The sequence below is a fragment of the Pedobacter polysacchareus genome, assembly GCF_019802255.1.
Classification (GTDB): domain Bacteria; phylum Bacteroidota; class Bacteroidia; order Sphingobacteriales; family Sphingobacteriaceae; genus Pedobacter; species Pedobacter polysacchareus.
On the sequence record NZ_JAHYSS010000004.1, the window covers coordinates 106835 to 133477 of the forward strand.

The following is a 26643-nucleotide window of genomic DNA, read 5'->3' on the forward strand; positions in this document are numbered from 1 at the left end:
ATGGGGTTGCCGTAGGGTTGGGCTAGTTAACACTATGGCAACCCTACGGCAACCCTATCGGAAACCTACAGGGACCCTATAATAAGGCCGACCAATGTCCGAACACTACCCGACCAATACCGGGTCATTTTATGCTTTTTTTTCATTTTATAAATTAAAAGCAATCATCTCTGGTTAATCGCTGTAATTTTAGGAAATTCAGCATGTTAAAAAGTGTTAAATAAGCCGGTTTATCCTTCCGCCTTATTTATTTTTGAAATCTCAGCATGAAAAAAAGAAGCCTTTGGTTGATCACCGCTCTAATGACCATAGCTTTGCTTGGTGTATTTGTAATGCAATTGTATTACATCAGGGAGGCGTATGCCCTAAAATCTCAGCTTTTTGAACAGGATGTCAGTCAGGCCTTGAATGCAGTAGTAAACAAGGTGCAGAAAAGATATGCCGCAACACACCTGAATAAGAAAGAAGAACAACTGAAGGAAGAGCGGGAAGCAGAGCTGCGCGACAAAGCACAGATTCTGGTGGATTTCAAAGAGCAGCATAAGCTGAAAGAAGAACGCCGGAAACTGGAGCAGCAGAAAAAAATTATTGCCGACCTGAATATGCAGGACAGTGTGATCCGCAACAATTACCTGCGTCCGATGATCATCACCGAAAAGGAATACCTGTCGATGTCTACCCTGGACGACGATAAGAAATCTCCTTTGCAGGTAGATATGAATTTTGGGGTCGACAAAGCCGGAAATGTAATTACCGCAAATGTCAATCAAACCTATATCCCTGAAAAAGCGCAGACTTTTAAGGTTTCTACAGATAAACTTCCCGATAGCATCCGCTACCTGGCTTTTAATCCTTTTAGTAAAAAACCGCTCCTGATTACCTTGCCACGCGTTTCTCCGGAGATGGCTGCCAAATTCAGAAGCCAGGATGAGATTGAAAATGAAAAATTTCAAAGGGCTTTTAAAGATCTCTTGACAGATACGGTCATGATCAAAACCAATAGCCTCAATTATCTGGAAGATGTAGCGAAGGAAATGCGTCAGGAAAATGTGCCGATTGATGAGCGGGTGCCCAGAGACGTACTGGATACGCTGATCAAAACGGAACTTCTCAACAGAAATATTAAACTCGATTACGATTTCTGGGTAAAACTGGCCAATAAAGATTCTGTGCTCTACCGCAAGGTGTCCAAAGAAAGTATGGTGCCTGTTCCGGCCAATATCCATAAGGTAACGCTGTTTAGCAATGATATTTTTAGAGATCCAGGAATGTTATACATCACGTTTCCAAAAGAAAATTCTTTGATCTTTAGCAACCTGAGTATAACCATGGCCACTTCCGCCGCACTATTACTGGTGCTGGTGTTCATTTTTGCCTATACCATTTACACGATTTTAAAGCAAAAGAAAATTTCGGAGATGAAAACGGATTTCATCAACAACATGACACATGAGTTTAAAACTCCAGTGGCTACTATCATGATTGCCAGTGAGGCCTTGAAAGATCCGGAAATCACTGAGGATAAAACCAGAGTAAAACGACTGGCAGGCATCATCTATGATGAAAATGTACGATTGGGAAATCATATCGAAAGGGTATTGAGTATTGCCCGACTGGAGAAGAAAGAATTGAAACTGGAAGAAACGATGTTGAATATCAACGAACTGATCCTGGTGGTGGTAGACAGTATGGACCTGCAGTTGCAAAAGAAAGGCACACAGCTGCAGCTGAACCTGGATGCCCAGCCTCCCTTGATTTATGCGGATGAACTGCACCTTTCCAATGTGATTTACAACCTGATAGACAATGCGAATAAATACAGTCTGGGGGTCCCTAAAATCACGATCAGTACCAGGATTAGCCATAAAAATCTTATTATTGAAGTAGCTGATGAAGGAATTGGTATGAGTACGGAAGAGACCAAACGTATTTTTGATCAGTTCTATAGAGTGCCCACCGGAAATTTACATGATGTAAAAGGATTTGGCTTAGGCCTGAATTATGTCCAGGACATCATCGAACAGATGAATGGGAAAATCAAAGTACATAGTGAAAAAGATAAAGGCACTGTCTTTGAAATTATCCTTCCCTTAAACCGTAATTAATGAAACCATTATCAATGATAGCTTCACAACCCATAAAAAACAATAAAAGCTGATGAAAAAAATTCTGTTGGTAGAAGATGATCCGAATCTGGGTTTACTTTTGCAAGATTACCTGCAATTGAAAGGGAAATTTGAAGTGGTACTATGCGTAGACGGAGAAGAAGGCCTGAAAGCTTTTTCAAAGCAGGAATTTGATCTTTGCATTCTGGATGTCATGATGCCCAAGAAAGATGGTTTCACGCTTGGAAAAGAAATCAGAAAGATCAACCAGCAGGTCCCGATTATCTTTGCCACGGCAAAAGCCATGATGGAAGATAAAGCGTCTGCTTACGACCTTGGGGGCGATGATTACATCACTAAACCTTTTCGTATCGAAGAGCTGCTGCTGCGCATCAATGCCCTGTTGAAAAGGGTAAGTACCAAAGAAGTGGCAGAGGTCGCTCCGGTAGAGACACAGTTTCAAATTGGCGATTATACCTTCGATTATACCACTCAGCTGATTCATTATAAAGGACAGCAGCAAAAACTCAGCACTAAAGAAGCCGAATTGCTGCAATTGCTCTGCTTAAAGAAAAATGCAGTACTGACCAGGGAAGAGGCTTTACTCAGCATTTGGCACGACGATAATTATTTTAACGGCCGCAGTATGGACGTGTTCCTGAGCAAACTGAGGAAGTACCTTAGGGAAGACCCTAAGGTAGAAATCCTGAATGTGCATGGAAAAGGTTATAAATTACTGGTCAATTAAAGGGTAAGTGCTTTTAGTACGGTTTGTGCGTAATTGCCCCACCTTTTCATGACGCCATTCAGCGTGTCATTTAGGCCCTTCGTATTCATAGATTTCCCTTTTACCGGTGCTTTTAGTTCGGCTGCGGTAACAGGCCTGTCTTTGACACTGGTGGCAAACCAGCTGGAGTTTTCATGCGGTAAAGCAACGCCCAGAATCATGCCCGGTAATCCATTGAAAGACTCTGGTCCACCGGAAACAGGGATTTTATCCGTGTAAAAGGCCACCACATAAATAGAATCCATGATGATGGCATTTGCTCTTCGGCATTCATATCCGGCAATCTCCCGGGTCTCCGAAGTGAGCTTCCAATTGATTTTTCTTAAACTGTCTTTGACCAGGAAGGTTTCTTCATAAACCTTTTTCTGGTTGATGAAGGTCTGGCTGGATAAATTTGAAAAAATAATGTTGTTCTGTACCACGTTCGGATCGCTGCCCCAAAACCCGTTCGCGTCTTTTTGGGTATCCTCCAAAGGGCTGAACAGCGTCTGATCATTGGAGAATGCCAGGGTGCTTTTCAGGATTTTGAACTGCGGCTGGTTCTTCTTGTATTGGTCAAAAGCGGCCTGCATATAACCTTCATTGTCTTTGTTAATGGTTTTTTTGATGATGGCATACATGTTGATTTTCTTTTCAAAATCAATCATGCCAGTAGTCGCAAACCGTACATTTTGTGCAGATACCCGGCTCATACAGCCAAGCAGTAAAAGGAGGGTAATTAAAGTGTTTTTCATTTGATTATGGTTTAGCTGATGATCCGCCCATTTTATTAAAATCCCAGATCAGGGACAGCATGAAATATCTTTGTATCGTGTTGTAACGTCTTTCGGTGATGAGGTTGGCATTGGCACTTCTTTCAAAACCTGTGTTTTGATTGAGCAGGTCATTGCCGGCAAGTCTAAGCTGCAAGTCTTCTTTTTTGAAAAACTTCTTGCTGATGGCCGCATTCCATATCAATCGCTCAAATTCTTGCTGCAGCGCAGGTGTTTTCCCACGGTATTCATAGTTTCCACCGGTGTTGATTTCTATTTTCCCCGGCAGGTATGCATTGATGCTTAGGTTTCCATTTGCACCCCAGCCGCTATTGTTGGATCTGGTGTCTAAAGAAGCTTTGCTGTACGTATAGCTTGGTCCGGCGGAAAAGTAAATGTTATACGATTTTACATCCCGTTTGGAGATCGAGAGGCCTGTTCTATAAGTCCTGTTTTTTGTGGTATTGAATGCCTGGTTGATCATGCTGTAGTTGTTGGATCCATTGAAGCTTGCATTTGCACCCACATTTAAACCGAGCAGGTTGATTTTTCTATTGTAGTCCAGATAGAGGCTATAATTGCTGGGCGTTTTGCCCTCCAGATTGACGGGCTGATAGGTGCTTTTGCCATTTTCGTCGGTAAGGGTGCTGTTCACAATCGCATTAGTACTGAAGTTATAGTAAAAACTGGCGTAGATAGCCTCAGAAGTCATGACCTTATAGCTGCTGTAACTGGTATTGAAGGAGTGGTTAAATGAAGGGTCTAAATCTGCATTTCCAATGTAAATATTAAGCGGGTCAGTATTCACTTTTACCGCTTGTAGCTGACTGATGCTGGGCTGACTGGTATAACCATTGTAGTTGAAGCGAAATGACCGCTGCTGACTAAAGTTATAACGGTAAGTAGCTGAAGGACTCCAGTTGAAGAAGTCTCTTTTCAGGCGCTCATTCGTGTAGCCATCCAGCTGCCTCAGGTGTACATCGTTGACCTTGGTTCCGAAGTTCAGTACAGATTTGTTTTTGTTTAAATTGAAAAACGTACCTACCTGATTGTTTACCTGATCCAGGTCCAGTTTATTGCTGAATTCTTCGTCCAGCAGGTTATAATCGCCAGCGGTATTTTTGTTAAATGATTTCCTGTCAGAATGGTCTTTGCTCAGGTACAAGCCATAGTTGAACACCATCGACCATGCCTTAGACAGCGGTTCTGTGTACGTTGCATTCGTATTGTGTACGGAGCTTCTGATGTAATTGGTCTTGTATTGATCTATAGGGGTTTGATCTTTGAAATCACCATTCAGGTCAAAATTCTGCACCAGAGAATTGATGAATCCGGTATTGTTGTTCTCATTAGCGCTTTGCGCGATGCTGATCGAAAATGTTCTTCCTTTTTTACGGAGTTTTTTGGAATAGAAAAGGGAAGCATTTAGGTCTCTCTGATCACCTTTATTATTCAAAGACCGGCGGTTGTTGTTCAGGGCGGTTCCGTCTGCACGGGTACTGCTCGCAAAATATTCACTTTCCGACCTGCTGTTCTTGACCGTCCCATTCAGGCTGACCTTGATGGTGGAGCTGGAATCCAGGTTGATCGTGTACATCCCGTCTAATTTTTGACGGAACAGATGTTTGTCGGAAGTTTCATTAGAAACACTGTAAATAGTAGGGGTTTCTACATCTGAACCTGGAGGCAGGTTTCTTTGTGTCAGGGTGTTTTTATTCCCTGATACGTCGATCATACCTGCTTTATAATTGGTGTTGATGCTTTCCTTGTCTTTGTTCCATTTATTGGAAAAATGTGCGCCGCCATTTTTGGTAGAAGGCAATCCTTCCCCCCCGTATTGCCCATCATAAGTGTCCAGGCCATCGTCACTTCGGTCTGCATTGAAATAAATCCGGCCATCGTCGCTCACCTGTAGATTGCTGGAACCAAATTTATCGCGATCACCCCAGGATAAACCTGTCTTTCCTGTATTTCCGAGGGTGCTGTAGGCTGCCATTTTCTTTCTTCCTTTGAAAATATTTACCATGGCCTGGCCCTGATATAGGTCGTCTGTAGCCATTCCCGCATCAATTTTTCCGAAATAACCGTTCTTTTTGTCTTCTTTCAGTTTGATGTTGATCGTTTTTGCTTTTTCCCCGTCATCTATGCCAGTAAATGCGGCCTGATCGCTGGTTTTATCGAATAGCTGCACTTTATCCACCATATCACCTCGCAGATTTTTAGTGACCAGGGTAGGGTCGTCCCCGAAAAATTCTTCTCCATCTACCAGTACTTTATTCACCGTTTTACCTTGTGCGGTGATTTTGCCGTCTTTATCTATGGTGATGCCCGGCAGCTGCTTCAGCAGGTCTTCTACTTTTGAATTGGGCTGAATCACATAAGCAGCAGCATCAAATTCGGTGGTATCACCCTTCATTTTTATGGCGTTTATTTTTCCTTTGATGATGACATCATTTAGTAATGTTGATTTTAACATCAGGTTTAAGCGACCGAAATCATGCGTTTTATGGAAAGAGTCCAGTTGGAAGTCTTCCACATAGTCAGCATAGCCGGGATAGGTAATCAAGATCATAAACTTTCCGGCTTTTGGCGGATGAAGTTTAAAAGCACCTTCGGCATCAGCTCTGGTATATTTGACAAGTGTGGAATCTTTAGCGTTTAGCATGGTGATGGTGGTGTTGACCATTTTATAAGTCGCTGCGGTGTCGGTGATTACCCCTTTTACTTCATAATTGCTTTGAGAGCGGGCTAAAAAAGAGCAGGAGCAGAATAAATACAATAAGAAAAATCTCAGTTTCATTTCAGGTTATTTGGTTAACCTAATATATAACTAAAACCTTAGTAATGTTGTTTAATAGATTGTCATTTTATGTTAAATTATGTTAAAGATTAATAAATGTTGGAGAATTATAATCTGCTATTTTAGTAGATTATTCTTGTTTGTCCTTTTTTTTGAGTTTTCTTTGAGGTGTATTTTTGGGCGGAACTTATTCATTATCTTGGCCCTTAACATTGATTTATGGGGAATTACAGTAATCTTTCTGATGAGGAGTTGGTTGATTTTATCAAGACCGATAATGAGGTCGCGTTTGTAGAACTCTACAAGCGACATTGGGAAGGACTGTATAAATTTTGCTTTCAAATCCTTCAGGATCAGGATGCGTCAAAAGATGTTTTGCAGGAAGTATTTGTTTGGTTCTGGACGCACCGCAGCGAATTAAAGGTCTATGCCATTCGCAGCTATCTATATGTAGCGGTAAAACATAAGGTGGCCAATTATATCCGTAAAGACCATACCCGGAATAATTTTTATGAAAGGATAAAGATAGAAAGCCTGGATACTGTTTTCGTGGATTCTTCTTTAGAAGTAAAGGAACTGATCGCGTTTATCCGGGATTTTACTTCGGATCTTCCGGACAAATGCCGGCAGGTATTTGAAATGAGCAGAACGGAGTACCTCAGTAATAAGGAAATTGCAAGCCGGTTAAATATTTCCGAAAAGACCGTAGAAACCCATCTGACTACCGCATTAAACAAGTTGAGAAAAAAAATGGGCAGGTCTTCTGCCTGGATGCTGTTCTTAAGCTAGCGCTTTATTTCTTTATTTTTTTTTCAATCAGACTAAGGGATAGCGCCTCGGCAAGTGCCTTATAGATATATGCCACAGATGGAAAGCGCAGCTTACTTAAAATTATTAGAACGGATTGCCGATGGTTCTGCCACAGATCAGGAAATTAGTCAGTATAACTCCTGGATCAGTAAGGTAGGAAATCCAGCGGTTTCCTGGGAAGATGCGCAGCTGGGTGATAAAAATCAGATCGAAAATGAGCTGCTGGCTAGAATCCTGTTGGAAATCCAGCAGAAACCTGAGATAAATAAACCTGTAGAAAGTAATCTTGTAGCAAATGATCCGGTAGAAAAAGGCTCTAAACTGTGGAAAAGGCTTAGTATTGCCGCTTCCATTCTGCTGATTTCGGGATTGTCTTTTTATGCGATTAATTCTCGCACACTTCATTTGGGCTTGGAAAAAACAGAAATTGTCAACGACATTCCACCGGGTACTGAACAGGCCATACTGACGCTGGCGAACGGCAAAAAGATTGTGCTGGATGGCGCGGTGAATGGAAAAATTGCAGAGCAGGCAGGGATTAGTATTACGAAAACTGCGAATGGACAGCTGGTGTATGAATTAACGGAAAGCAATAAAGAGAATAGTGGTTCTGCTGCGAATGATTTTAACACGATTGCTACCCCAAGAGGAGGGCAGTATCAATTGAACCTGCCAGATGGTACACGTGTTTGGCTGAATGCTGCTTCTTCGCTGAAATATCCAATTCGTTTTGGGGAGAGAAACCGGGAGGTAGAACTTCAGGGAGAAGGCTATTTTGAAGTGTCTAAAGATGCATCCAGGCCTTTTAAAGTAAAATCTGGCACACAGGAACTAGAGGTATTGGGCACGCATTTCAACATCAATAGCTATAGTGATGATCCAGCAAGGAAAACAACTTTGATGGAAGGTTCAGTCCGCATCAGTTCTACACAATGGAAACAGCCAAGGGTACTGCTGCCAGGTCAGCAGGCCGTTGCCAGCAATGATGGCGTAAAAGTGATCCAGGTGAACCCGGAGGAAATACTGGACTGGAAGAATGGGAATTTCGTTTTTCAGGATGAGCCATTGGAAAGTATCATGAGAAAAGTAGCCCGATGGTATGATGTGGAGGTCAGCTATCAGGGAGCACCCGCCGACCTGACTTTTACCGGTGTCGTATCCAGAACCAAAAATATATCCGCCGTATTAAATGCACTGGATAAAACGGGGAAAGTTCATTTTAAAGTAGCAGGGAAGAAAGTAACCGTATTATAAAAGAAAGAGATTCATTCTATTAAATCGTACAATTAATAAATACAATTAACCTAAAACCAAATTAACCAGCTATGAACACAAACACATCTCCTTAAGGACGACATCGCCCTATTCTGAAAAATTGGGAGTGCTCGTAACACCCCCAAATTCTTCTGGGCTACCTCAATGCTTGCTGAATCAATTGTCAATTAAAACACCTGCTGTGCTTCCCTAATCTGTTGGAGGAAAGGGAAGCTACGCGTAAACCAAACCAAATGTATGAAATTTTACCATCTGTTTAGAAGCGGCGAATTAGCCGGGTCTTCTAAGACAATCCTTCGAATTATGAGGCTCACCATGATTATAATGACCACTTGCCTGCTGCAGGTAAGTGCTGCTGGTTTTGCACAGAGAATTACCCTTTCTGAAAGAAACACGGCATTAGTAAAGATTATCCAAAAAATAAGGACACAAAGCGGCTATGATTTTATGATCGATAGTAAGCTTTTGAATAAGGCAAAGCCGGTGACGGTTAATTTGAAAGGTGCCACGATAGAAGAAGCCATGAAAGCCTGTTTGGAAGGGCAGCAGATCAGCTTTTCTATTGAAAATAAAATCGTCCTGCTCAATCTGAAAGAAAGTTCAGTGATTGATCGCTTGCTGGATTATATCAATGCCATAGACATTAAAGGAAAGGTATTGGATGAAAGCGGACAAGGCTTGCCTGGTGCTAGTGTCAAGGTAAAAGGGAAAACTCAAACGGCCGTGACGGATGCAAATGGGGCATTCGCTTTAAAGAACCTAACGGAAGATGACGTCCTGCAGATTTCTTATGTTGGCTATGTCACGCAGGAACTGAAAGTTTCAAAATCGGCAGACATCAATATTAAATTGGTACCACAGCCTTCACAGCTGGGAGAGCTGGTAGTGGTGGGTTTTGGAACGCAGAAGAAAGCGAATGTGATCGGATCGGTGGCACAGGTTTCCGCAAAAGAGATCAACGATCGCCCGGTGAGCTCTTTGTCGAACGCCTTAACAGGAATGCTGCCTGGAGTAAGTATCATTCAGCGCAGCGGACAGCCGGGGCTGACTAATACTTCCATTCAAGTAAGGGGAGTTGGCTCTTTTGGTGCCAGTGCGGCGGCTTTGATTTTGGTAGATGGGATTCCAGTAAATTCATTTGATGATATCGATCCAAATGACGTAGAGAATATTTCCGTGCTGAAGGATGCTTCTACTGCGGCAATTTATGGTTCCCGCGCTTCTAACGGCGTAATCCTGGTGACCACCAAAACAGGTAAGAGCAGCGATGGCAAGATAAAAATCGCCTATAATGGCTATTCTGGGACGCAAAAAGCAACGGAGTATCCTGAGTTTGTCAATTCCGCAGACTATGCTACTTTAATGAATGAAGCGGTTCCGGGCGCCTATACAGCAGAGCAGATTGAGAAATATAGAAATGGTTCCGATCCGGATAACTATCCGAATGTGAATTATGCTGACCTGGTGTTTAAGAAATCTACCTTTCAAACCGGTCATAACCTTTCCTTTTCGAATAGCACACAAAACACACAATACATGTTGTCTATGGGTTACCTGTATCAAAATGGGATTGTAAAAAATAACGATTACAGCCGTTACAATCTGCGGTTCAATATGACCAATACTTTTACCCCAAACTTGAAATTAACTACTCGTTTGTCTGGCGCACAATACCTGAATCATGAGCCTGCACCACCGGCCACCTTGGATTGGACAAATATGCTGGGTAATATCAGTCAGGTGATCCGGGTGCCTGCCATCTATGTGAATCAACTGAGCAATGGGGATTATGGTCTTGGGGTAGTGGGTAAAGGAACACCCGTTTCTTACACCGATAACGATTCCTTTTTCAAGGATAAACAAACCGATCTATTGGTCAACACCCGTTTGGATTGGGATCCGATCAAAGACCTGAAGTTATCTGTCATTGCAGGATACACCCAATTGAACGATAATTCACAGCGTTTCCTGGCCAATCAACGCCTGACTTCCAAGCTGACTTTAGGCCCGGGTTCACTGAGCCAGGGAAATGCACTGAATACCTATAAGACTTTACAGCAGCTGGCAGAATATAAAAAAACGATCGGTAAGCATGAATTCGGTGTTTTGCTGGGACATTCTTATGAATACAAAAAGTTCTCCTCTTTTTCGGCCAATAGGACAGGTTACAACAGTAACACGCTGACAGAACTCAATGCCGGTGATGCCAACACACAGAAGAATACGGGAACGGCGGCAGAATATGCGCTGGATTCTTATTTTGGCAGGTTAAATTATAACTATGGTGGGAAATATCTTGCGGAAGGAACGATCAGGTATGATGGCTCTTCCCGCTTTCCTACAAATGACAAATATGCAGGTTTCTCTGCAATGGCTGTAGGCTGGAGAATTTCTGAAGAGTCCTTCCTGAAAGACAAGCTGGGCTGGCTGACAGATTTAAAATTAAAAGCTTCAATCGGCGTACTGGGCAATCAGAATATCCTGTTCAATAATGCGCAGGATTATTACCCTTATCAGGGAAAATTAACACCAGGCAGTAATTATCCCTTTGGAGGAGCGCTTTCTTCCGGGGTGGCTTATGTGACTTTAACTGATCCAACCATTCACTGGGAGTCTACCAGGACGAAGGATGCAGGAGTTGATGCGACCTTGTTTAAAGGGAAGTTAAATCTGAGTGCTACTTATTTCGACCGTTATACTTATGACATTCTGGTAAGTCCGGCAGGTAGTGTATCCAATGTACTGGGCTTCGGCGTAGGGGTTCAGAACTCCGGAAAGCTGAGTAACAAAGGCTGGGAATTTACTGCGGCTTATCGGGATCAGATTGGTGAATTCTCTTATAATATCAGTACTAATCTTTCCATTATCAACAATAAGGTGCTGGATCTTGGCGTAGGAAATATTACCCAGTTAAATGGGCTAACGGGTAATGGAAGTTCTCTGTTTATTGGTTCTCCAATGAACATCTACTACGGATATCAGGCAGATGGTTTATTTAAAGATGCCAATGATATCGCCAATTATGCAGATCAGAAGACGATCAATCCGAAAGTTCAGCCAGGAGATATTAAATATAAAGACATTAGTGGTCCAAACGGTGTACCAGATGGTAAGGTAGATGCCATTTATGACCGCACCGTATTGGGCAGTACAATTCCTAAGTATAGTTACGGAATCAATCTGGGCGCTAGTTATCACAATTTTGATATCTCTATCCTCTTACAGGGAGTAGCTAAAGTAAATGGCTATTTAAGTGAATATGCAGGGTATGCTTTCTATCAAAATGGAAATATTCAGAAATGGCAGGCAGAAGACCACTGGTCGGCCGCCAACCCAAATCCGAATGCGAAATACCCCCGCTTAGAGGCAATCACCAATCAGGGAACACCAAATACGCTGACTTCTTCTTTCTGGATGCTGAATGGAAACTACCTGAAAGTAAGAAATGTGCAGCTGGGGTATAAGTTTAATGGTATCGCGCTGAAAAAAGCAGGGATAGAAAACTTAAGGGTATATCTGACGGCACAAAATCCATTGGCATTTAGTAAATATCCTAAAGGCTGGGATCCGGAGATCAATACTACGGGGAATTATTATCCTATTATGGCGAATTATACGCTGGGTCTAAATGTTAATTTCTAAAAGCTATTTAAAATGAAGATTACCTATCTATATAAATTTCTGCTGCCGGTATTGTTAGTCTCGGCAGTATGGAGCTCCTGCAAAAAGGAACTCAATAAAACACCATTGGACCAGTTTTCTACCGAGTCTTTCTGGACGAGCCAAGCCAATGTAAACCTGGCGCTGGCAGGGATGTACAGAGGGAATATCCAAATGTCAGCGAACCCTACCGGGGCGGAATATTCGGCTACTGACTGGTGGTCTTACCATGGCTTGCTGTACACAGAGTTTGCTACGGATAATGCGTACGACAGACGCGGCGACAATTCCGGCTTTAATACCCTGACCAATGGAACACTGACCGCTACCAATAGTTATCTCGGAAATTACTGGACGGCCAGTTATGCCCGGATTGCGCGTTGTAATTACTTTATGGAAAATATTTCCAAAGCGGATATTGATCCGGCCATTCAAGCCAGGATGGTTGCGGAAGCCAGGTTTTTGAGGGCATGTCAGTATTTTTACCTTTCTCAGTTCTTTGGTTCGGTGCCATTGATACAAAAAGTACTGACCGCAGCAGAAGCCAATACCGTAACGAAGGCCAGCAAACAAGCGGTTCAGGATTTTGCAGAACAAGAGTTTAAAGCAACTGCACTGGCATTGCCAAGATATGGACAGATGGCAGGATCGGAAAGAGGGAGAGCAACTGCGCAGGCAGCTTTGGCTTTTCTAGGCCGTTTATACCTGGCGGAAGAAAAATGGACGGATGCTGCGGCGGCCTATAAACAGATCATTGATTTTGGCGACAACAGCATAGATCCGAACTTTGAAAGTTTATTTAATGGCACGAATGAAACGAGCAAAGAGATCATTTTTGCAACACAATATCAGCAGGATCTGGCGCCGAATGCCATGATGCAGCACAATTACCCAGCTACATTGGGTGGTTTTATGCTGGATTGTCCATTGGGAAGTCTGGTAGAATCTTATGAATTTAATGATGGGACGCCTTTTTCCTTTACTGATCCAAGGTATAATGCCGCGAATCCGGGACTGAACCGTGATCCAAGATTAAAGTTCACGGTGCTCTACAATGGACAGCCATTTAAAAATATCATCTATAATAGTCATCCAGATGCAACCAGTTCAGCAGATCAGCTGACTACTACCAAGCAGGGAACGAGAACAGGTTTCGCGTTAAAGAAATTCAATAGTGAAGCCTTTAGCGGTGGCGATTTACAAAATTCAGGGATCGATTTGCCGATTATCCGTTATGCGGAAGTGTTGCTAGGGTATCTGGAGGCAAAACTGGAAGCAGGACAAGCCAGTGATCAAGGCCTGTTGGATGCCACAATTAACAAGGTTAGAGGACGCAGTACGGTGAATATGCCTCCGGTAACAGAAATGAATCCTGCCGCGCTGCGTGTGATTTTGCGCAGGGAACGTAGAAATGAACTTGCCCTGGAAGGCATTCGTTATTGGGATTTACTGCGCTGGAAAAACATCGGACAGGTATTGAACGGTGATTTTTATGGGGCTGCATTTCCAGGTGCCGTAAACCTCCGTAAAAAGGGAAGTACGGTTGATCCTTACAGCCGCTGGTATGTGACTTCGAAAACATTTCGCATCGGACAGGATGAGTTATGGCCTATCCCACAGTCGGAAGTGAGTATTAACCCAAATCTGAAGTAATTTATCTGGCCGCCCCTATTTGTTTTTATCTTAGGGGCAGCTTAAATCACACACACATGAATAAGAACCTATTGACCCTTTTTTTTATGGCATTGGCCTGTACGGCCATTGGCCAGACCGCAAAAAAGCCCAAGAAAAATTTACCCAACGTCATTTATATTTGTGCAGATGACCTCGGTTATGGAGATCTGAGCTGTTATGGCGCTACAAAGATCAATACCCCAAACTTAGACCGCCTGGCGGCAGAAGGCATCCGCTTTACCGATGGCCATGCCACCTCTGCTACCTGCACGCCTTCGCGTTATGCCTTCATGACCGGCGAATATCCATGGCGTAGAAAAGGAACCGGAATTTTGCCTGGTGATGCCGCATTGATCATTCCTACCGATAAGACTACACTGCCGAATCTTTTTAAGAAAGCAGGTTATCAAACTGGGATTGTCGGAAAATGGCATCTGGGTATTGGTGAAGCCGTTGCTAAAGATTGGAACGGAGAGTTGAAACCAGGACCTAATGAGGTTGGTTTTGACTATTCGTTCATTTTTCCTGCTACTGCAGACCGCGTACCAACGGTATTCCTGGAAAACCATAAAGTGCTGGCTTTAGAAGCTAATGATCCTATTGAAGTCGATTATAAACAAAAAGTTGGAAACGATCCAACCGGAAAAGACCATCCTGAATTGCTGAAAATGCAGAGCTCGCCAGGACAAGGGCACAACCAGACCATCGTGAATGGCATTGGCCGTATCGGTTACATGAGCGGTGGTAAAATGGCAAGATGGGTAGATGAAGAGGTTTCGACCACTTTCTTAAGTACTGCTCAGGGCTTTATTGAGAAAAATCAGCACCAGCCTTTCTTCCTGTATTATGCCTTAACAGAGCCGCATGTGCCGCGTATGCCGGCCACCCGATTTAAAGGTATGAGTGGCTTAGGTTTGCGTGGGGACGCAATTTTACAGTTAGACTGGACGATTGGCGAGATCATGAAACAGCTGAAATTGTTGGGCATTGATAAAAATACCATGATTGTATTTACTAGTGACAATGGTCCGGTACTGGACGATGGTTATCAGGATGAGGCAGTCACAAAACAGAATGGACATCAGCCTGCAGGTGTACTGCGCGGTGGAAAATACAGTGCGTTAGAAGGTGGTACAAGGGTCCCATTTATTGTGAGCTGGCCAGGTCAGCTGAAACCTCAAGTGTCTTCGGCATTAGTGAGTCAAATGGATTTACTGGCTTCTTTTTCGAAGTTGATCCAACAGCCGATTCCTGCTGGTGATGCGCCAGATAGTGAAAACGTATTGGAGGCGCTGATGGGTAAATCCCAAAAAGGCAGATCTGTATTTGTGGAACAAGGAGGCCCGCTTTCGCTATTGAAAGATGGCTGGAAATACATTAGTCCGAGTAATGGCGGTGCTTTTATGCAGGACGTAGGAATTGAAACCGGCAATCTGCCCACCGCACAATTGTACCATTTAACGGAAGATCTTGCAGAAAAGAACAACCTGGCTTCAAAATATCCGGAAAGGGTAAAAGAGATGGCCGCGTTGCTGGAAGAGATTAAATCGAAAAAATAAATAGTATTCAGCAGAGCCCGATCTTCGATTCGGGCTCTTTTTATTTTAGGCGCTTTGCATAGGGTATAAATCCGTGTTTTATATCGTAAAACGATCGGTTTTTAATCATTATTAATTAACAGCATTCTTCTTATCTTTGAGCACAACAATTTAAAGATGGTTTATTTTTAATTGATGCCAATAATATGTCTGAACACAACCCCGCCGAGCTTGCCGCTAAATTTGTAAACTATACTGCTAAACACATCTTTCTGACAGGAAAGGCCGGCACCGGTAAAACAACCTTTTTGCGTAACCTGATAGAGCTGACTCATAAAAAAGCAGTGATTGCAGCACCAACGGGGATTGCAGCGATCAATGCAGCGGGAGTCACGATTCATTCTTTATTTCAGCTTCCTTTTGGAACGTATCTGCCTAAAGCTCCGGCTGCAGATGGGGATCATTATAACCAGCAATACAATACCCCGAAATCAATTGTCCGCCATTTAAACATGACTTCCTCGAAAAGGAAAGTGCTGATGGATATGGAATTGCTGATCATCGATGAGGTGAGTATGCTCCGTGCCGATTTACTGGATGCCATAGATATGGTGCTGCGCTATATCAGGAGGAACAATACCGCTAGTTTTGGAGGCGTACAAGTGTTGTTTATCGGTGATTTACACCAGCTGCCACCCGTAGTGAAGTCTTCGGAATGGAACCTGATGGGGCAATTTTATAACAGTGCTTACTTTTTCGATGCGCTGGCCCTGCAGAATAATCCACCAATCTATATCGAGCTGGAGAAAATTTACAGACAGGCAGATCAGGTGTTCATCAATCTGCTAAATAACCTCCGCAACAATGAAGTCACGGCCCAGGATGTGGCGCTATTGGATAAATATTATAAGGCCGATTTTAAGCCTACCGTAAATGATAAATACATTACCCTGACCACCCACAATAATAAAGCAGATGCCTTAAACAAGGAAAGACTAGAGGAATTAAAAGCCCCTTCTTACCTGTATACTGCTAAAGTGGAGAACGATTTTTCTGAGTACGCCTATCCTGCTGAACACGTTTTGGAGCTTAAAAAAGGTGCTCAGGTCATGTTCATTAAGAATGATCCTACCGGAGAACAGCGTTTTTTCAATGGAAAGATCGCCGTCGTGACCGAGCTCAGAACAGATTTGATTGAGGTGCAGGCAGAAGGGACCAATGAGAAAATTATCCTGGAAAAATATACCTGGAAAAACATTAAATACACGACGGATAAGGTGACCGGAGAGATTGAAGAAGAGCTGGCAGGAACATTTACCCAGTATCCTTTGAAACTGGCCTGGGCAATTACCGTGCATAAGAGCCAGGGTTTAACCTTCGATAAGGCGATCATTGATATCGGCAGTGCTTTTGCCCCTGGGCAAATTTATGTGGCGCTTTCCCGTCTTCGTTCCCTGGATGGATTGATCCTGACCTCTAAGATTTCAGGTTCCGGTATCCGACAGGATCAAAACGTATCTTTCTTTTCGAAAACCAAAGAAAGTCAGATGAGCCTGGATGCGCAGATCGTGACCGAACGTGATGCCTTTTTGAGAAACTACCTGCTGCAGTGTTTTGATTTGACGCCGCTGGATAATTATGTGTACGAGCATGTGCATTCTTATACCAAAGACATTAATAAATCTGCAAAGCAGAAACATGTGAAATGGGCCGGACAGCTGTTGAAAGACCTGAGTGAAGTGAAGGCCAATGCCAATAAGTTCCTTTCGCAGATTCAGCGTATGTACGCAGTGGATACTCCGGAAGGAAGAGCCGCGCTGCTGGAACGTACGATTGCTGCAGAAAACTATTTTAATCCGATTGTAGTTGGCTTTTCCAAACGTATTTTTGAGCGTATGGAGCTGGTGAAAATGGATAAACAGGTGACTGCTTATTTAACAGAGCTGCTGGAAATGGAAGCTTTGTTTTATGATCAGTATAAGAAAATCAGGAAAGCCACGGCGATGTTGAATTCTACCATTAATGGAACAGAATTTACTAAAAAGGAGGTGACTGCCCTGATGAGCCAGGAAGAAAGAGCCGCTACCATGGCCAAAGTGTTTGCCGTTCCTGGTAAACTGGACTTTACCGCTAAAAAGGGTAAAACTACAAAAAGTAAAACGACTGCTGCGAAGGTGGAGAAAGCACCAAAAGTAGATACGAAAGAGGTTTCCCTGGAAATGCTAAAGTCAGGAAAAACACTGGCTGAGATCGCGTCAGAACGTAAAATGGTGATTGGTACGATTGAAGGGCATTTGGCTTATTACGTCGCGAAACATGAGGTTTCTGCGAAGGATATCCTTGGTAAAAGGAAGCTGGATAATATCCTGAAGGCCATTCAGGATTTAAAGACCCTCCAGATGAATCCGATTAGGGAACACCTGGGCAGGGACTATACGTTTGGCGAAATTAAAATCGGTGTGGCCGCACACCTTGCAGAGGGGGAGTAATTAAACGTTAACTTCTCCTGTAAAAACCTGCACTGCCGGGCCGCAAAGAAAGATATTTCTGAATTTTGAACCATCATAATCAAACTGGATGCTTAAATCGCCTCCTAATACTTTGATTGGGGTTTCGATATGGCCTGCTTGTTTTAAGTGCTGTGCCATAGATAGGGCTACAGCGGTGACGCCAGTTCCGCAAGCATAAGTTTCATCTTCGACACCTCTTTCGAAGGTGCGTACAAAGAAATGATCACCTTGGTTTTCTACAAAATTCACATTGATTCCCGCTGCTTTATAAGTGTCGTTATTGCGGATCGCTTTTCCTTCTGTGAATACATCTTTGTCTTTTAAGCCGGTCACCTGCAATACATAATGTGGTGATCCCGTATTTAAAACATAGGCATCTCCGTCTTTTTCGATGGTATCGATGTCGATCATTTGCAGATTTACCCAGTCGCCTTCTGCTGAAATTTTGGCATAATGAGGGCCGTCGACTGCCAGAAATTCAGTCTCTATGTCAATGATGCCCAGGTACTTGGCGAATGCAACAATACACCTTCCACCGTTCCCGCACATGCTGCCTAATTTTCCATCTGCATTGAAGTATAACATTTCGAAATCATAGTCTTCATGATCCTGAAGCAGCATTAATCCGTCTGCTCCAATTCCAAAACGCCTGTTACACAGGCCCAAAACCGTATTATTATCCTTATATTGGAAAGATAAATCACGGTTGTCAATTAAAATGAAGTCATTTCCTGCGCCCTGGTACTTGAAGAACTTGGTTTTCATAAACGGTATGGGGTTTTTATTTTAACATTTTTTAACAGTTTTAAAGGGCTGTTACTACTACAAATATCGTTGATATGGTATTAAATTTGACTATATCATTGAAAAGAAAAGTTCTTAACAGGTAAAATTAATAAATAGCTTCTGGCTTTTCGCCAATCAGGCAGATCGGTCGAACCAGAAGGAATGGACATAATTAAAAACATACAAAAAATAGGAGACAAATGAAAAAAATAGGATTGATAGCATTAGCCGCATTAATGGGTGGAGCGGCTGCATTAGGTGGCTATAAATTATTAGAACGTAATCAGGATAGTAGAACACTAACTGAGCAACAAAATGTACTTTTCGCAAATAACCCGGCGAAGATTTCCTCTACGGGAGCGGTAGATTTTGTACAGGCCGCAGCAGCAGTATCGCCAGGGGTAGTGCATATTAAGACTACTTATGGTGGGAAAAGCAGCGAGCAATCAGGTGGAGGTTCTCCAGCAGATATGTTCGAAGAGTTTTTTGGTCGTGGTGGCCGTAGTATGCCGCGTGCACCAAGAGCCGCTTCAGGTTCAGGTGTAATTTTAACACCAGACGGGTATATTGTAACCAATAACCACGTGGTGGAAAATGCGGATAAAATTGAGGTGATCCTTTCTGATCGCCGTAAGGTAGTGGCTAAAGTAATTGGTACAGATCCAAATACTGACCTTGCCTTGATTAAGGTAGAAGAAACCGGATTGCCAGTTGTAAAAATGGGTAACTCTGATAATGTTCAGATTGGTGAATGGGTATTGGCCGTAGGTTTCCCATTGGATCTTCAAACTACCGTTACTGCAGGTATTGTGAGTGCAAAAGCCAGAAGTATTGGTATTCTTGCCAGACAGCAAAACCAGTTAACGGAACAAGAGTATGAAGAATACCGCAGAACAGGTAAAGCGCCACAGCGTACCAATACCAGTATTGAGTCTTTCATTCAAACTGATGCGGCAATTAACCCTGGAAACAGTGGTGGTGCGTTGGTGAATGCAAATGGAGAGCTGATCGGTATCAATGCCGCTATTGCTTCTCAAACAGGTACGAATGAAGGTTATGGATTCGCGATCCCAGTGAATCTTGCTAAAAAGATCCTGGAAGATTTCAGGAAATATGGTGCCGTAAAACGTGGTTTCATTGGCGTTTCTTTCCGTCCGCTGGATGCAGATGCTGCGGAAGATTTGAAAGTTAAAGACATCAATGGTCTGTATGTAATGGATGTGGTAGAAAATGGTGGTGGTGCCGCTGCGGGCATCAAGAAAGGTGATATCATCAAGAAAGTAGAAGGTCAGCCAATTTATGACTCTCCTGATTTACAGGAAAAAATTGGCCGTATGAGCCCTGGTGATAAAATCAACCTGACCATTCTGAGAGATGGTGCTTTGAAAGATATCAATGTAACCTTAAAAGGTGAAAGCAGTGTAACTGCGCCTAAAACTGCGGCTTCAGGTAAAGCTACCGGTGCAACAATCGGTAAATTGGGTGCAAGTTTTGCCCCAGCTCCGGCTACACTGAAAGCAAAATTGGGAGCAAGATCTGGAGTAGTAGTTACTGCGGTTGAACCAGGAAAACTGTTCGATTCTTTGGATATTCCAAAAGGATTGTTGATTACAGGGGTGAATGGTAAACCAGTGAACTCTGCGAAAGATGTAGAAGCGGCATTGCCAACTTCTAAAAATGGAATGACAACGATCACTGGTGTAGGTGCCGATGGTCAGAATTATTCCTTCACTTTCTAAGGAATCTCATTTTCATAAATGATTTAAACGGGAGGCAGTTTTTCTGCTTCCCGTTTTTTTTTGTCTGATCGGACGCCCTTTCGCTAGAATGAGACCGGTTTTTTGATTCCAAAGTCTAGAACGTTTCTAAATAAACCAATTGTCGGTTTTTTATGACAATCCTTAACCAATTAATTCTTTTATTAAATACTTTTGCATGAATAGAACTAAAATACAATCAAATGGCTAGTTTCGGAAACGCTTTTTCCTCGTCTATAGGAAAAAAACTAATAATGGGTATCACCGGCCTGTTTCTTATTTCATTTCTCGCAGTTCACTGCTTTATCAATTTATTGATATTTGTAAATGACGGTGGCTTAACCTTCAATGTAGGGGCACATTTTATGGCTACTAACTGGCTGATCAGAGCGATGGAAGTCGTGTTGATGGCTGGATTACTGGCACACATTATCCAGGGTTTACGTTTGGTTTTCCAAAATCAGGCTGCTCGTCCGGTAAAGTATGCGGTAGTAGATGGCGCAGCAAACAGTAAATGGTATTCCAGATCAATGGGCTTATTAGGAACCATCCTTTTAATTTTCCTGATCGTGCATTTATCTGATTTCTGGGTAGTTTCTCGTTTTACAGGAATTCCTACAGTAGACGCGAATGGACATGAGAACCTTTTTGCAGTAATGGTTGCAAGATTCCAAACCCTTTGGGTAGTGATCTTATATGCGATCGCAATGGCTTCTTTATGTTACCACTTATTACACGGTTTTGCTTCTGCATTCCAGACTTTAGGATGGAATCATAAAAAATACACGCCGCTAATAAAAGCATTTGGTGTATGGTATTCAATTATCATCGCAATTCTATTTGCTATTATGCCTGTTGCAATTTACGCAGGTTATATTAAATAATTTTTGAACTTATATAAAGCTTAAATAAAATGGCTGAATTAAATGCAAATATACCGGAAGGTGATTTAATGGAAAAATGGACGAAATTAAAGTCGTCGATGCCATTAGTTAACCCGGCAAATAAAAGAAGCATAGAAGTTATTGTAGTAGGTTCTGGGTTGGCAGGTGCTTCTGCAGCAGCAACTCTAGCTGAAATGGGTTATAAAGTGAAGTGTTTCTGCTTCCAGGATTCACCAAGAAGAGCGCACTCTATCGCTGCTCAGGGTGGTATCAATGCCGCAAAAAACTATCAGAATGATGGCGACAGTACTTACCGTCTATTCTACGATACCATTAAAGGTGGTGATTACCGTGCTCGTGAAGCAAACGTTTACCGTTTAGCAGAAGTGAGTGCAAACATTATAGATCAGTGTGTGGCACAAGGGGTGCCTTTAGCAAGAGAGTATGGTGGTCTTTTAGACAACCGTTCTTTTGGTGGTACACAGGTTCAAAGAACATTCTACGCTGCCGGTCAAACGGGTCAGCAATTGCTTTTAGGAGCATATAGCGCTTTAGAGCGCCAAATTGGTATGGGTAAAGTGGAAATGTTTACCCGCCATGAAATGATGGAAGTAGTAGTTATCGATGGTAAAGCACGTGGTATCATTGCCCGTAACTTAATCACTGGTGAACTGGAACGCCATTTCGGTCATGCCGTATTGCTAGGAACTGGTGGTTACGGTAACGTATTCTACCTTTCTACAAATGCAATGGGCAGTAACGTAACGGCAGCCTGGAAAGCACACAAAAAAGGTGCATTCTTCGGTAACCCTTGCTATACGCAGATTCACCCTACTTGTATCCCTGTTTCAGGAGATCACCAAAGTAAATTAACCCTGATGTCGGAGTCATTACGTAATGATGGAAGAATCTGGGTGCCTAAGAAAAAAGGTGATGACCGTTCTCCAGTTGATATTCCTGAAGAAGAAAGAGATTATTATTTAGAGCGCAGATACCCTGCTTTCGGTAACCTTGTTCCTCGTGATGTGGCTTCCCGTGCTGCAAAAGAGCGTTGTGATGCAGGTTATGGCGTGGGTAAATCTAAACTGGCAGTATACCTGGATTTCAAAGCAAATACAGAACGTTACGGCCGTATTGAAGCGAATAAACACAACATCCATAATCCTGATAAAGAAACCTGCATGCGCTTAGGCCGTGAGGTGATCAAGGAAAAATATGGTAACCTGTTTGATATGTACAAGCAAATCACCGGAGAAGATCCTTATGAGTTGCCAATGCGTATTTATCCTGCTGTTCACTACACAATGGGTGGACTATGGGTAGATTACAACTTGATGACTACAGTTCCAGGATTGTACGCTTTGGGTGAAGCTAACTTCTCAGATCATGGTGCAAACCGTTTGGGTGCCTCTGCATTGATGCAGGGTCTTGCAGATGGTTACTTCGTGATCCCGCTTACTATTGGTGCTTACTTATCTAAAGAGATTGCTACTAAAGCGATTCCATTGGATCACCCTGCATTTGTGGAAGCTGAGGCGAGTGTGAAAGGTATTGTCGATAAGTTATTCGCCATTAAAGGAACTAAATCTGTAGATCATTTCCATAAGAAATTAGGAAAGATCATGTGGGATAAATGCGGTATGGCCCGTAATGCAAAAGGATTAACGGAAGCTATTGCGGAAATTCAGCAGCTGCGTAAAGACTTCTGGTCGGATGTACGTGTTCCAGGTGAAGCGAATGAATTCAATCCTGAATTAGAAAAAGCAGGTCGTGTGGCCGACTTTATCGAGTTGGGTGAATTGATGTGTATCGATGCCTTAAACAGAAATGAATCTTGTGGTGGTCACTTCAGAGAAGAGTTCCAGACAGAAGAAGGTGAAGCACTTCGTGATGATGAAAACTATGCTTATGTATCGGCATGGGAATACAAAGGAGATGTGACTTTCAATCTGCATAAAGAGGAATTGAAGTTCGAAAACATCAAGGTGGCACAAAGAAGTTATAAATAGCAAGTACTAAAATCTCAATATCATGAGTACAGGAAATATGAATTTAACGCTGAAAATCTGGCGTCAGAAGAATAGCAAAACCAATGGTAAATTGGTGGATTATAAGTTGTCAGAGATTTCTCCTGATATGTCATTCTTAGAAATGTTTGACGTGTTGAATGAGGAGTTAATTTCAAAAGGTGATGAGCCGGTTGTTTTTGATCACGATTGTAGAGAAGGGATCTGTGGTGCCTGCTCTATGTACATCAACGGCCGTCCTCACGGACCAAAAGAAGGAGTAACTACTTGTCAGTTGCACATGCGTTCATTTAAAGATGGAGATACAATCGTTGTGGAACCATGGAGAGCGAAAGCTTTCCCGGTGATCAAAGATTTAACGGTAGATCGTACTGCATTTGACCGCGTTATTGCAGCTGGTGGATTTATTTCAGTGAATACAGGGAATGCACAGGATGCGAACAACCTGCCAATTCCAAAAGTACAGGCGGATTCAGCTTTCGAAGCTGCAGCTTGTATCGGATGTGGTGCTTGTGTAGCAACCTGTAAAAATGCTTCGGCGATGTTATTCGTTTCTGCTAAGATTTCTCAGTTGGCACAATTGCCTCAGGGACAGCCAGAACGTTACCGCAGGGTACAAAGTATGGTGGCGCAAATGGATGCCGAAGGATTCGGAAATTGTACCAATACTGGTGCTTGTGAAGCCGAATGCCCTAAAGGAATTTCTTTAGAGAATATTGCGCGTATGAATAGAGACTTTTTATCAGCAAAATTTGTATCTGAGGAATCTATTTAATAGCTTTAAGTAACGAGACAAGGATATTTAACACGAAAGCCCGGCTATAATAGCTGGGCTTTCGTGTTTTAAGCGGGTTGTTTTTTTGTGGCTTATTTATTCTTTAGTCCCTTTTTTAAGGGTGATGCTGAGGACACCCTTAACTGCTTCTGTACCATATATAGTTGTGGCGGCTTTACCCTTTAAGACCTCTACCGACTCGATCCTGTCTTCCTGGATACTTGATAGGCTTTCAGTACTTTTCTTTCCATTCACATAGATTAATGGGGCTTGTTCAGTGCTGATTCCTCTGATCTTAATCGAATTGATCTGGCCTGTTTTCTGAAGGGAGTTGGATAAGCTGAAATTGATCGGGATATTGTACTTCACACGTACAGGGGTACGATTCACTATTCCAGGATCCCATTTCGGGGATTCCCTTAGCACTCTGATGGCTTCTTCATCGGTGCCGTATCCCAATGTTCTTTCCACTTTAATATCGCTTAGTTTTCCATCTTTTTCTACGATGAAGGACAAGAAAGTTTTTCCTTCTATTTTATTGGCATAAGCTTCTTTAGGGTATTTAATACTGTTCTTTATATAGCTATAGAAGTTGGCCATGCCGCCAGGAAAGCTAGGTTGCCTGTCGACATTTACAAAATCATAAACTTTTACGTCTTCCACACTGACCGCTACTTCATTAAGGCTGCCGGTTTTACCTTCAGCTGCAGTTGCTGTGATTTTGCCAAAACCAATTATTGTTATAAGGTTTAAATTCGTATACCCTTTGAGTTTGGTTAATACAGGGTTTTTTATTGGGCTGGCTGATTCATCATTTTTAAATAATACAGGAAGGGTGTAATTCCCATCCTGGGCAGCAGTAAATCCTTCGTAAGCAGTCAGGACTCTAATGACTTCGGCATCACAACCTGCCCCTAATTTTTTCAGGATGCTAATGTTGCTGACTTCTCCAGCTTTAAGGCTGAATTTAATCTGGCTATGGCCTTGTAAGCCACTTTCTTGTGCTGCGGCAGGATAACGAATTCTTTTTCTGGAGAAATCATAGAATTTGTCCCATACAGGAGATTTTAAGTCTAGGATTGTGGTTTTAACCATCTTTGCTTTTTTGGAGCTTAGACTGGCTTTAACGGGTGCGACAATGACTTCATTAATGGCAGTTAGTGGTTCGTTTAAGGGGATCTCTTCTGTTACTGCAATGATGGTTTCATTACTGCGGATTGTGGCAGAAGAAAGCATCAGCGTGATGGCAAAAAGAGGGAGGAACAGTCCGTATTTTAATATGGCGGTTCTGGTTGATCGTTTCTTGTGAAGCATAAATATTCTCTTTTTTATCAGTGATTTATTAAAGAAAGTATTGGTGAGACTGTTGGGTGCAATACCGAATGCCTTGCTCAATAAAAGTAAAGCGTATTGTTCCTTGTCTCCCTGGAATTTGGCAGCTTCCTCATCTGCCAGGTACTCATGGATGTTTTTTATGGTGTACTTGTAACCATAAATGATGGGATTAAACCAGGTGAAAATGCTCAATAATTCAAAAAAGAGGATATCCAGACTGTGCAACTGAGTAATGTGAATCTCTTCATGCTTGTTGATGATTCCTAGCTGCGGCAAGCCTGGATCTATTCTCTTTTTGCTAAAGAAAGAAAAGGCGTTGCCTGTGGTGTTTTGCTTTAAGAGGTGGTACACCGCTGCCAGTTTATACATGAAAAATAGGCTGAAAATCATTACACCTGCCAGATAAATCAAAACCAGCAAATTTCCCGTACTGAACCTTTCTGGTACGTCCGGATAGATGCTCACTTGTGTGACAAAGTCCTGCAGCTGGTCTACACCCGAATAAATGGGCTGTGCAACCGGTTGCTTTGTGAACCATTCGATTCTTAAAAAAGGAATGGCCAAGGACAGTATCCCTGCCATGACCAGGTAAATCCTGTTCATGGTAAAGTAAGTTTCATTTGCTAAAAACAATTTATAAAAGCCATAGAATATCACTAAATAGATATTGGCCTGCAGGATGTAATGTGCCCAACTCATCGCGGTCTGTTTTTAAATTTGTTAATCATTTTAAGAATTTCATCCACATCACCCAGGTCAAGTTTCTCTTCTTTTACAAAGAAGGAAAACATGCTTTCCACCGAGTTTTCAAAGTAGTTTCCCAATAGCTTTTCTGTTGCATGGCGTTTGTAATCCTCTCTGCTGATGAGGGGAAAGTACTGGTGCGATTTCCCGAAGGCCTCATGCCCCACAAAACCTTTGACTTCCAGGATCCTGATGATCGTAGATACGGTGTTATAGGCTGGCTTTGGCTCTGGTAAAAAGTCCATTACTTCTTTCACGAAACCCTTTTCCATTTGCCACAGAATCTGCATAATCTGTTCTTCTGCTTTTGTTAAATCTTTAATCTCCATCGTGTTTTATTTTTTACCGGTTTTTTTAATTGGTTTCAGCATCATGTTTACTCGTCAGTAAACAAACAACTAAAACCTTAGTATAAACTTAAAAC

Annotated in this window: 17 protein-coding genes; 12 read left to right on the forward strand and 5 right to left on the reverse strand. The window is 42.5% G+C overall.

The features are described 5' to 3' along the window. Positions 1-266: 266 nt before the first annotated feature. Positions 267-2105 carry an ATP-binding protein gene (locus K7X70_RS11650; protein WP_222537273.1) on the forward strand — a complete coding sequence of 613 codons (1839 nt, stop codon included), beginning with the start codon at positions 267-269 and terminating at the stop codon, positions 2103-2105. Positions 2106-2157: 52 nt separating this feature from the next. Next, positions 2158-2853, forward strand: coding sequence for a response regulator transcription factor (locus tag K7X70_RS11655; RefSeq protein ID WP_197286266.1), 696 nt, complete (start codon positions 2158-2160; stop codon positions 2851-2853). On the opposite strand, the gene K7X70_RS11660 is transcribed toward K7X70_RS11655, so the two are convergent. After that, the gene (locus K7X70_RS11660; protein WP_222537274.1) at positions 2850-3626 is read right to left on the reverse strand and encodes a GLPGLI family protein; all 777 of its coding nucleotides are present in this window, start codon (positions 3624-3626) and stop codon (positions 2850-2852) included. The two genes, K7X70_RS11655 and K7X70_RS11660, sit on opposite strands and share 4 nt — an antisense overlap. 4 nt (positions 3627-3630) lie before the next feature. After that, positions 3631-6444: an outer membrane beta-barrel protein gene (locus K7X70_RS11665; RefSeq protein ID WP_222537275.1), complete on the reverse strand. Its 2814-nt coding sequence runs from the start codon at positions 6442-6444 to the stop codon at positions 3631-3633. A gap of 219 nt (positions 6445-6663) precedes the next feature. On the opposite strand from K7X70_RS11665, the gene K7X70_RS11670 reads away from it, so the two are divergent. From K7X70_RS11670 to K7X70_RS11695, 6 genes are all read left to right on the forward strand, one after another. Next, a complete protein-coding gene (locus K7X70_RS11670; protein WP_222537276.1) occupies positions 6664-7233 on the forward strand; it encodes an RNA polymerase sigma-70 factor in 570 nt (189 codons plus the stop codon). A gap of 78 nt (positions 7234-7311) precedes the next feature. Continuing rightward, positions 7312-8508, forward strand: a complete 1197-nt coding sequence (locus K7X70_RS11675) for a FecR family protein (RefSeq protein WP_222537277.1) — start codon at positions 7312-7314, stop codon at positions 8506-8508. 258 nt (positions 8509-8766) lie between these two features. Then, positions 8767-12171, forward strand: a complete 3405-nt coding sequence (locus tag K7X70_RS11680) for a TonB-dependent receptor (RefSeq protein WP_222537278.1) — start codon at positions 8767-8769, stop codon at positions 12169-12171. A gap of 12 nt (positions 12172-12183) precedes the next feature. Beyond that, positions 12184-13842 (forward strand): RagB/SusD family nutrient uptake outer membrane protein, encoded by a 1659-nt coding sequence (locus tag K7X70_RS11685; protein ID WP_222537279.1) that lies wholly within the window; start codon positions 12184-12186, stop codon positions 13840-13842. A gap of 56 nt (positions 13843-13898) precedes the next feature. After that, positions 13899-15422 carry a sulfatase family protein gene (locus K7X70_RS11690; protein ID WP_255607108.1) on the forward strand — a complete coding sequence of 508 codons (1524 nt, stop codon included), beginning with the start codon at positions 13899-13901 and terminating at the stop codon, positions 15420-15422. Positions 15423-15607: 185 nt separating this feature from the next. After that, positions 15608-17890 carry a helix-turn-helix domain-containing protein gene (locus K7X70_RS11695; RefSeq protein ID WP_222537280.1) on the forward strand — a complete coding sequence of 761 codons (2283 nt, stop codon included), beginning with the start codon at positions 15608-15610 and terminating at the stop codon, positions 17888-17890. On the opposite strand, the gene dapF is transcribed toward K7X70_RS11695, so the two are convergent. Further along, complete coding sequence (gene dapF / locus K7X70_RS11700; RefSeq protein WP_222537281.1) at positions 17891-18676, reverse strand: diaminopimelate epimerase; 786 nt, start codon at positions 18674-18676, stop codon at positions 17891-17893. Positions 18677-18897: 221 nt separating this feature from the next. Here dapF and K7X70_RS11705 point away from each other — a divergent pair, with 221 nt between their 5' ends. From K7X70_RS11705 to K7X70_RS11720, 4 genes are all read left to right on the forward strand, one after another. Further along, a complete protein-coding gene (locus tag K7X70_RS11705; RefSeq protein WP_222537282.1) occupies positions 18898-20436 on the forward strand; it encodes a trypsin-like peptidase domain-containing protein in 1539 nt (512 codons plus the stop codon). A 221-nt stretch (positions 20437-20657) separates the two neighbouring features. Then, positions 20658-21338 carry a succinate dehydrogenase cytochrome b subunit gene (locus K7X70_RS11710; RefSeq protein WP_222537283.1) on the forward strand — a complete coding sequence of 227 codons (681 nt, stop codon included), beginning with the start codon at positions 20658-20660 and terminating at the stop codon, positions 21336-21338. Positions 21339-21367: 29 nt separating this feature from the next. Continuing rightward, entirely contained in the window at positions 21368-23347 is a 1980-nt protein-coding gene (locus K7X70_RS11715) for a fumarate reductase/succinate dehydrogenase flavoprotein subunit (RefSeq protein WP_222537284.1), read from the forward strand. 22 nt (positions 23348-23369) lie between these two features. Further along, positions 23370-24140, forward strand: a complete 771-nt coding sequence (locus K7X70_RS11720; RefSeq protein ID WP_222537285.1) for a succinate dehydrogenase/fumarate reductase iron-sulfur subunit — start codon at positions 23370-23372, stop codon at positions 24138-24140. A 96-nt stretch (positions 24141-24236) separates the two neighbouring features. On the opposite strand, the gene K7X70_RS11725 is transcribed toward K7X70_RS11720, so the two are convergent. Further along, positions 24237-26174 carry a TonB family protein gene (locus tag K7X70_RS11725; protein WP_222537286.1) on the reverse strand — a complete coding sequence of 646 codons (1938 nt, stop codon included), beginning with the start codon at positions 26172-26174 and terminating at the stop codon, positions 24237-24239. Beyond that, the gene (locus tag K7X70_RS11730; protein WP_222537287.1) at positions 26171-26548 is read right to left on the reverse strand and encodes a BlaI/MecI/CopY family transcriptional regulator; all 378 of its coding nucleotides are present in this window, start codon (positions 26546-26548) and stop codon (positions 26171-26173) included. The genes K7X70_RS11725 and K7X70_RS11730 overlap by 4 nt, the downstream gene beginning before the upstream one ends. Between the last annotated feature and the right edge of the window lie 95 nt (positions 26549-26643).

Bases quoted from the DNA above. Each gene is read 5' to 3' on its own strand.
- K7X70_RS11650 (WP_222537273.1), top strand. From the start codon at position 267: ATGAAAAAAAGAAGCCTTTGGTTGATCACCGCTCTAATGACCATAGCT.
- K7X70_RS11655 (WP_197286266.1), top strand. From the start codon at position 2,158: ATGAAAAAAATTCTGTTGGTAGAAGATGATCCGAATCTGGGTTTACTT.
- K7X70_RS11660 (WP_222537274.1), bottom strand. From the start codon at position 3,626: ATGAAAAACACTTTAATTACCCTCCTTTTACTGCTTGGCTGTATGAGC.
- K7X70_RS11665 (WP_222537275.1), bottom strand. From the start codon at position 6,444: ATGAAACTGAGATTTTTCTTATTGTATTTATTCTGCTCCTGCTCTTTT.
- K7X70_RS11670 (WP_222537276.1), top strand. From the start codon at position 6,664: ATGGGGAATTACAGTAATCTTTCTGATGAGGAGTTGGTTGATTTTATC.
- K7X70_RS11675 (WP_222537277.1), top strand. From the start codon at position 7,312: ATGGAAAGCGCAGCTTACTTAAAATTATTAGAACGGATTGCCGATGGT.
- K7X70_RS11680 (WP_222537278.1), top strand. From the start codon at position 8,767: ATGAAATTTTACCATCTGTTTAGAAGCGGCGAATTAGCCGGGTCTTCT.
- K7X70_RS11685 (WP_222537279.1), top strand. From the start codon at position 12,184: ATGAAGATTACCTATCTATATAAATTTCTGCTGCCGGTATTGTTAGTC.
- K7X70_RS11690 (WP_255607108.1), top strand. From the start codon at position 13,899: ATGAATAAGAACCTATTGACCCTTTTTTTTATGGCATTGGCCTGTACG.
- K7X70_RS11695 (WP_222537280.1), top strand. From the start codon at position 15,608: ATGTCTGAACACAACCCCGCCGAGCTTGCCGCTAAATTTGTAAACTAT.
- dapF (WP_222537281.1), bottom strand. From the start codon at position 18,676: ATGAAAACCAAGTTCTTCAAGTACCAGGGCGCAGGAAATGACTTCATT.
- K7X70_RS11705 (WP_222537282.1), top strand. From the start codon at position 18,898: ATGAAAAAAATAGGATTGATAGCATTAGCCGCATTAATGGGTGGAGCG.
- K7X70_RS11710 (WP_222537283.1), top strand. From the start codon at position 20,658: ATGGCTAGTTTCGGAAACGCTTTTTCCTCGTCTATAGGAAAAAAACTA.
- K7X70_RS11715 (WP_222537284.1), top strand. From the start codon at position 21,368: ATGGCTGAATTAAATGCAAATATACCGGAAGGTGATTTAATGGAAAAA.
- K7X70_RS11720 (WP_222537285.1), top strand. From the start codon at position 23,370: ATGAGTACAGGAAATATGAATTTAACGCTGAAAATCTGGCGTCAGAAG.
- K7X70_RS11725 (WP_222537286.1), bottom strand. From the start codon at position 26,174: ATGAGTTGGGCACATTACATCCTGCAGGCCAATATCTATTTAGTGATA.
- K7X70_RS11730 (WP_222537287.1), bottom strand. From the start codon at position 26,548: ATGGAGATTAAAGATTTAACAAAAGCAGAAGAACAGATTATGCAGATT.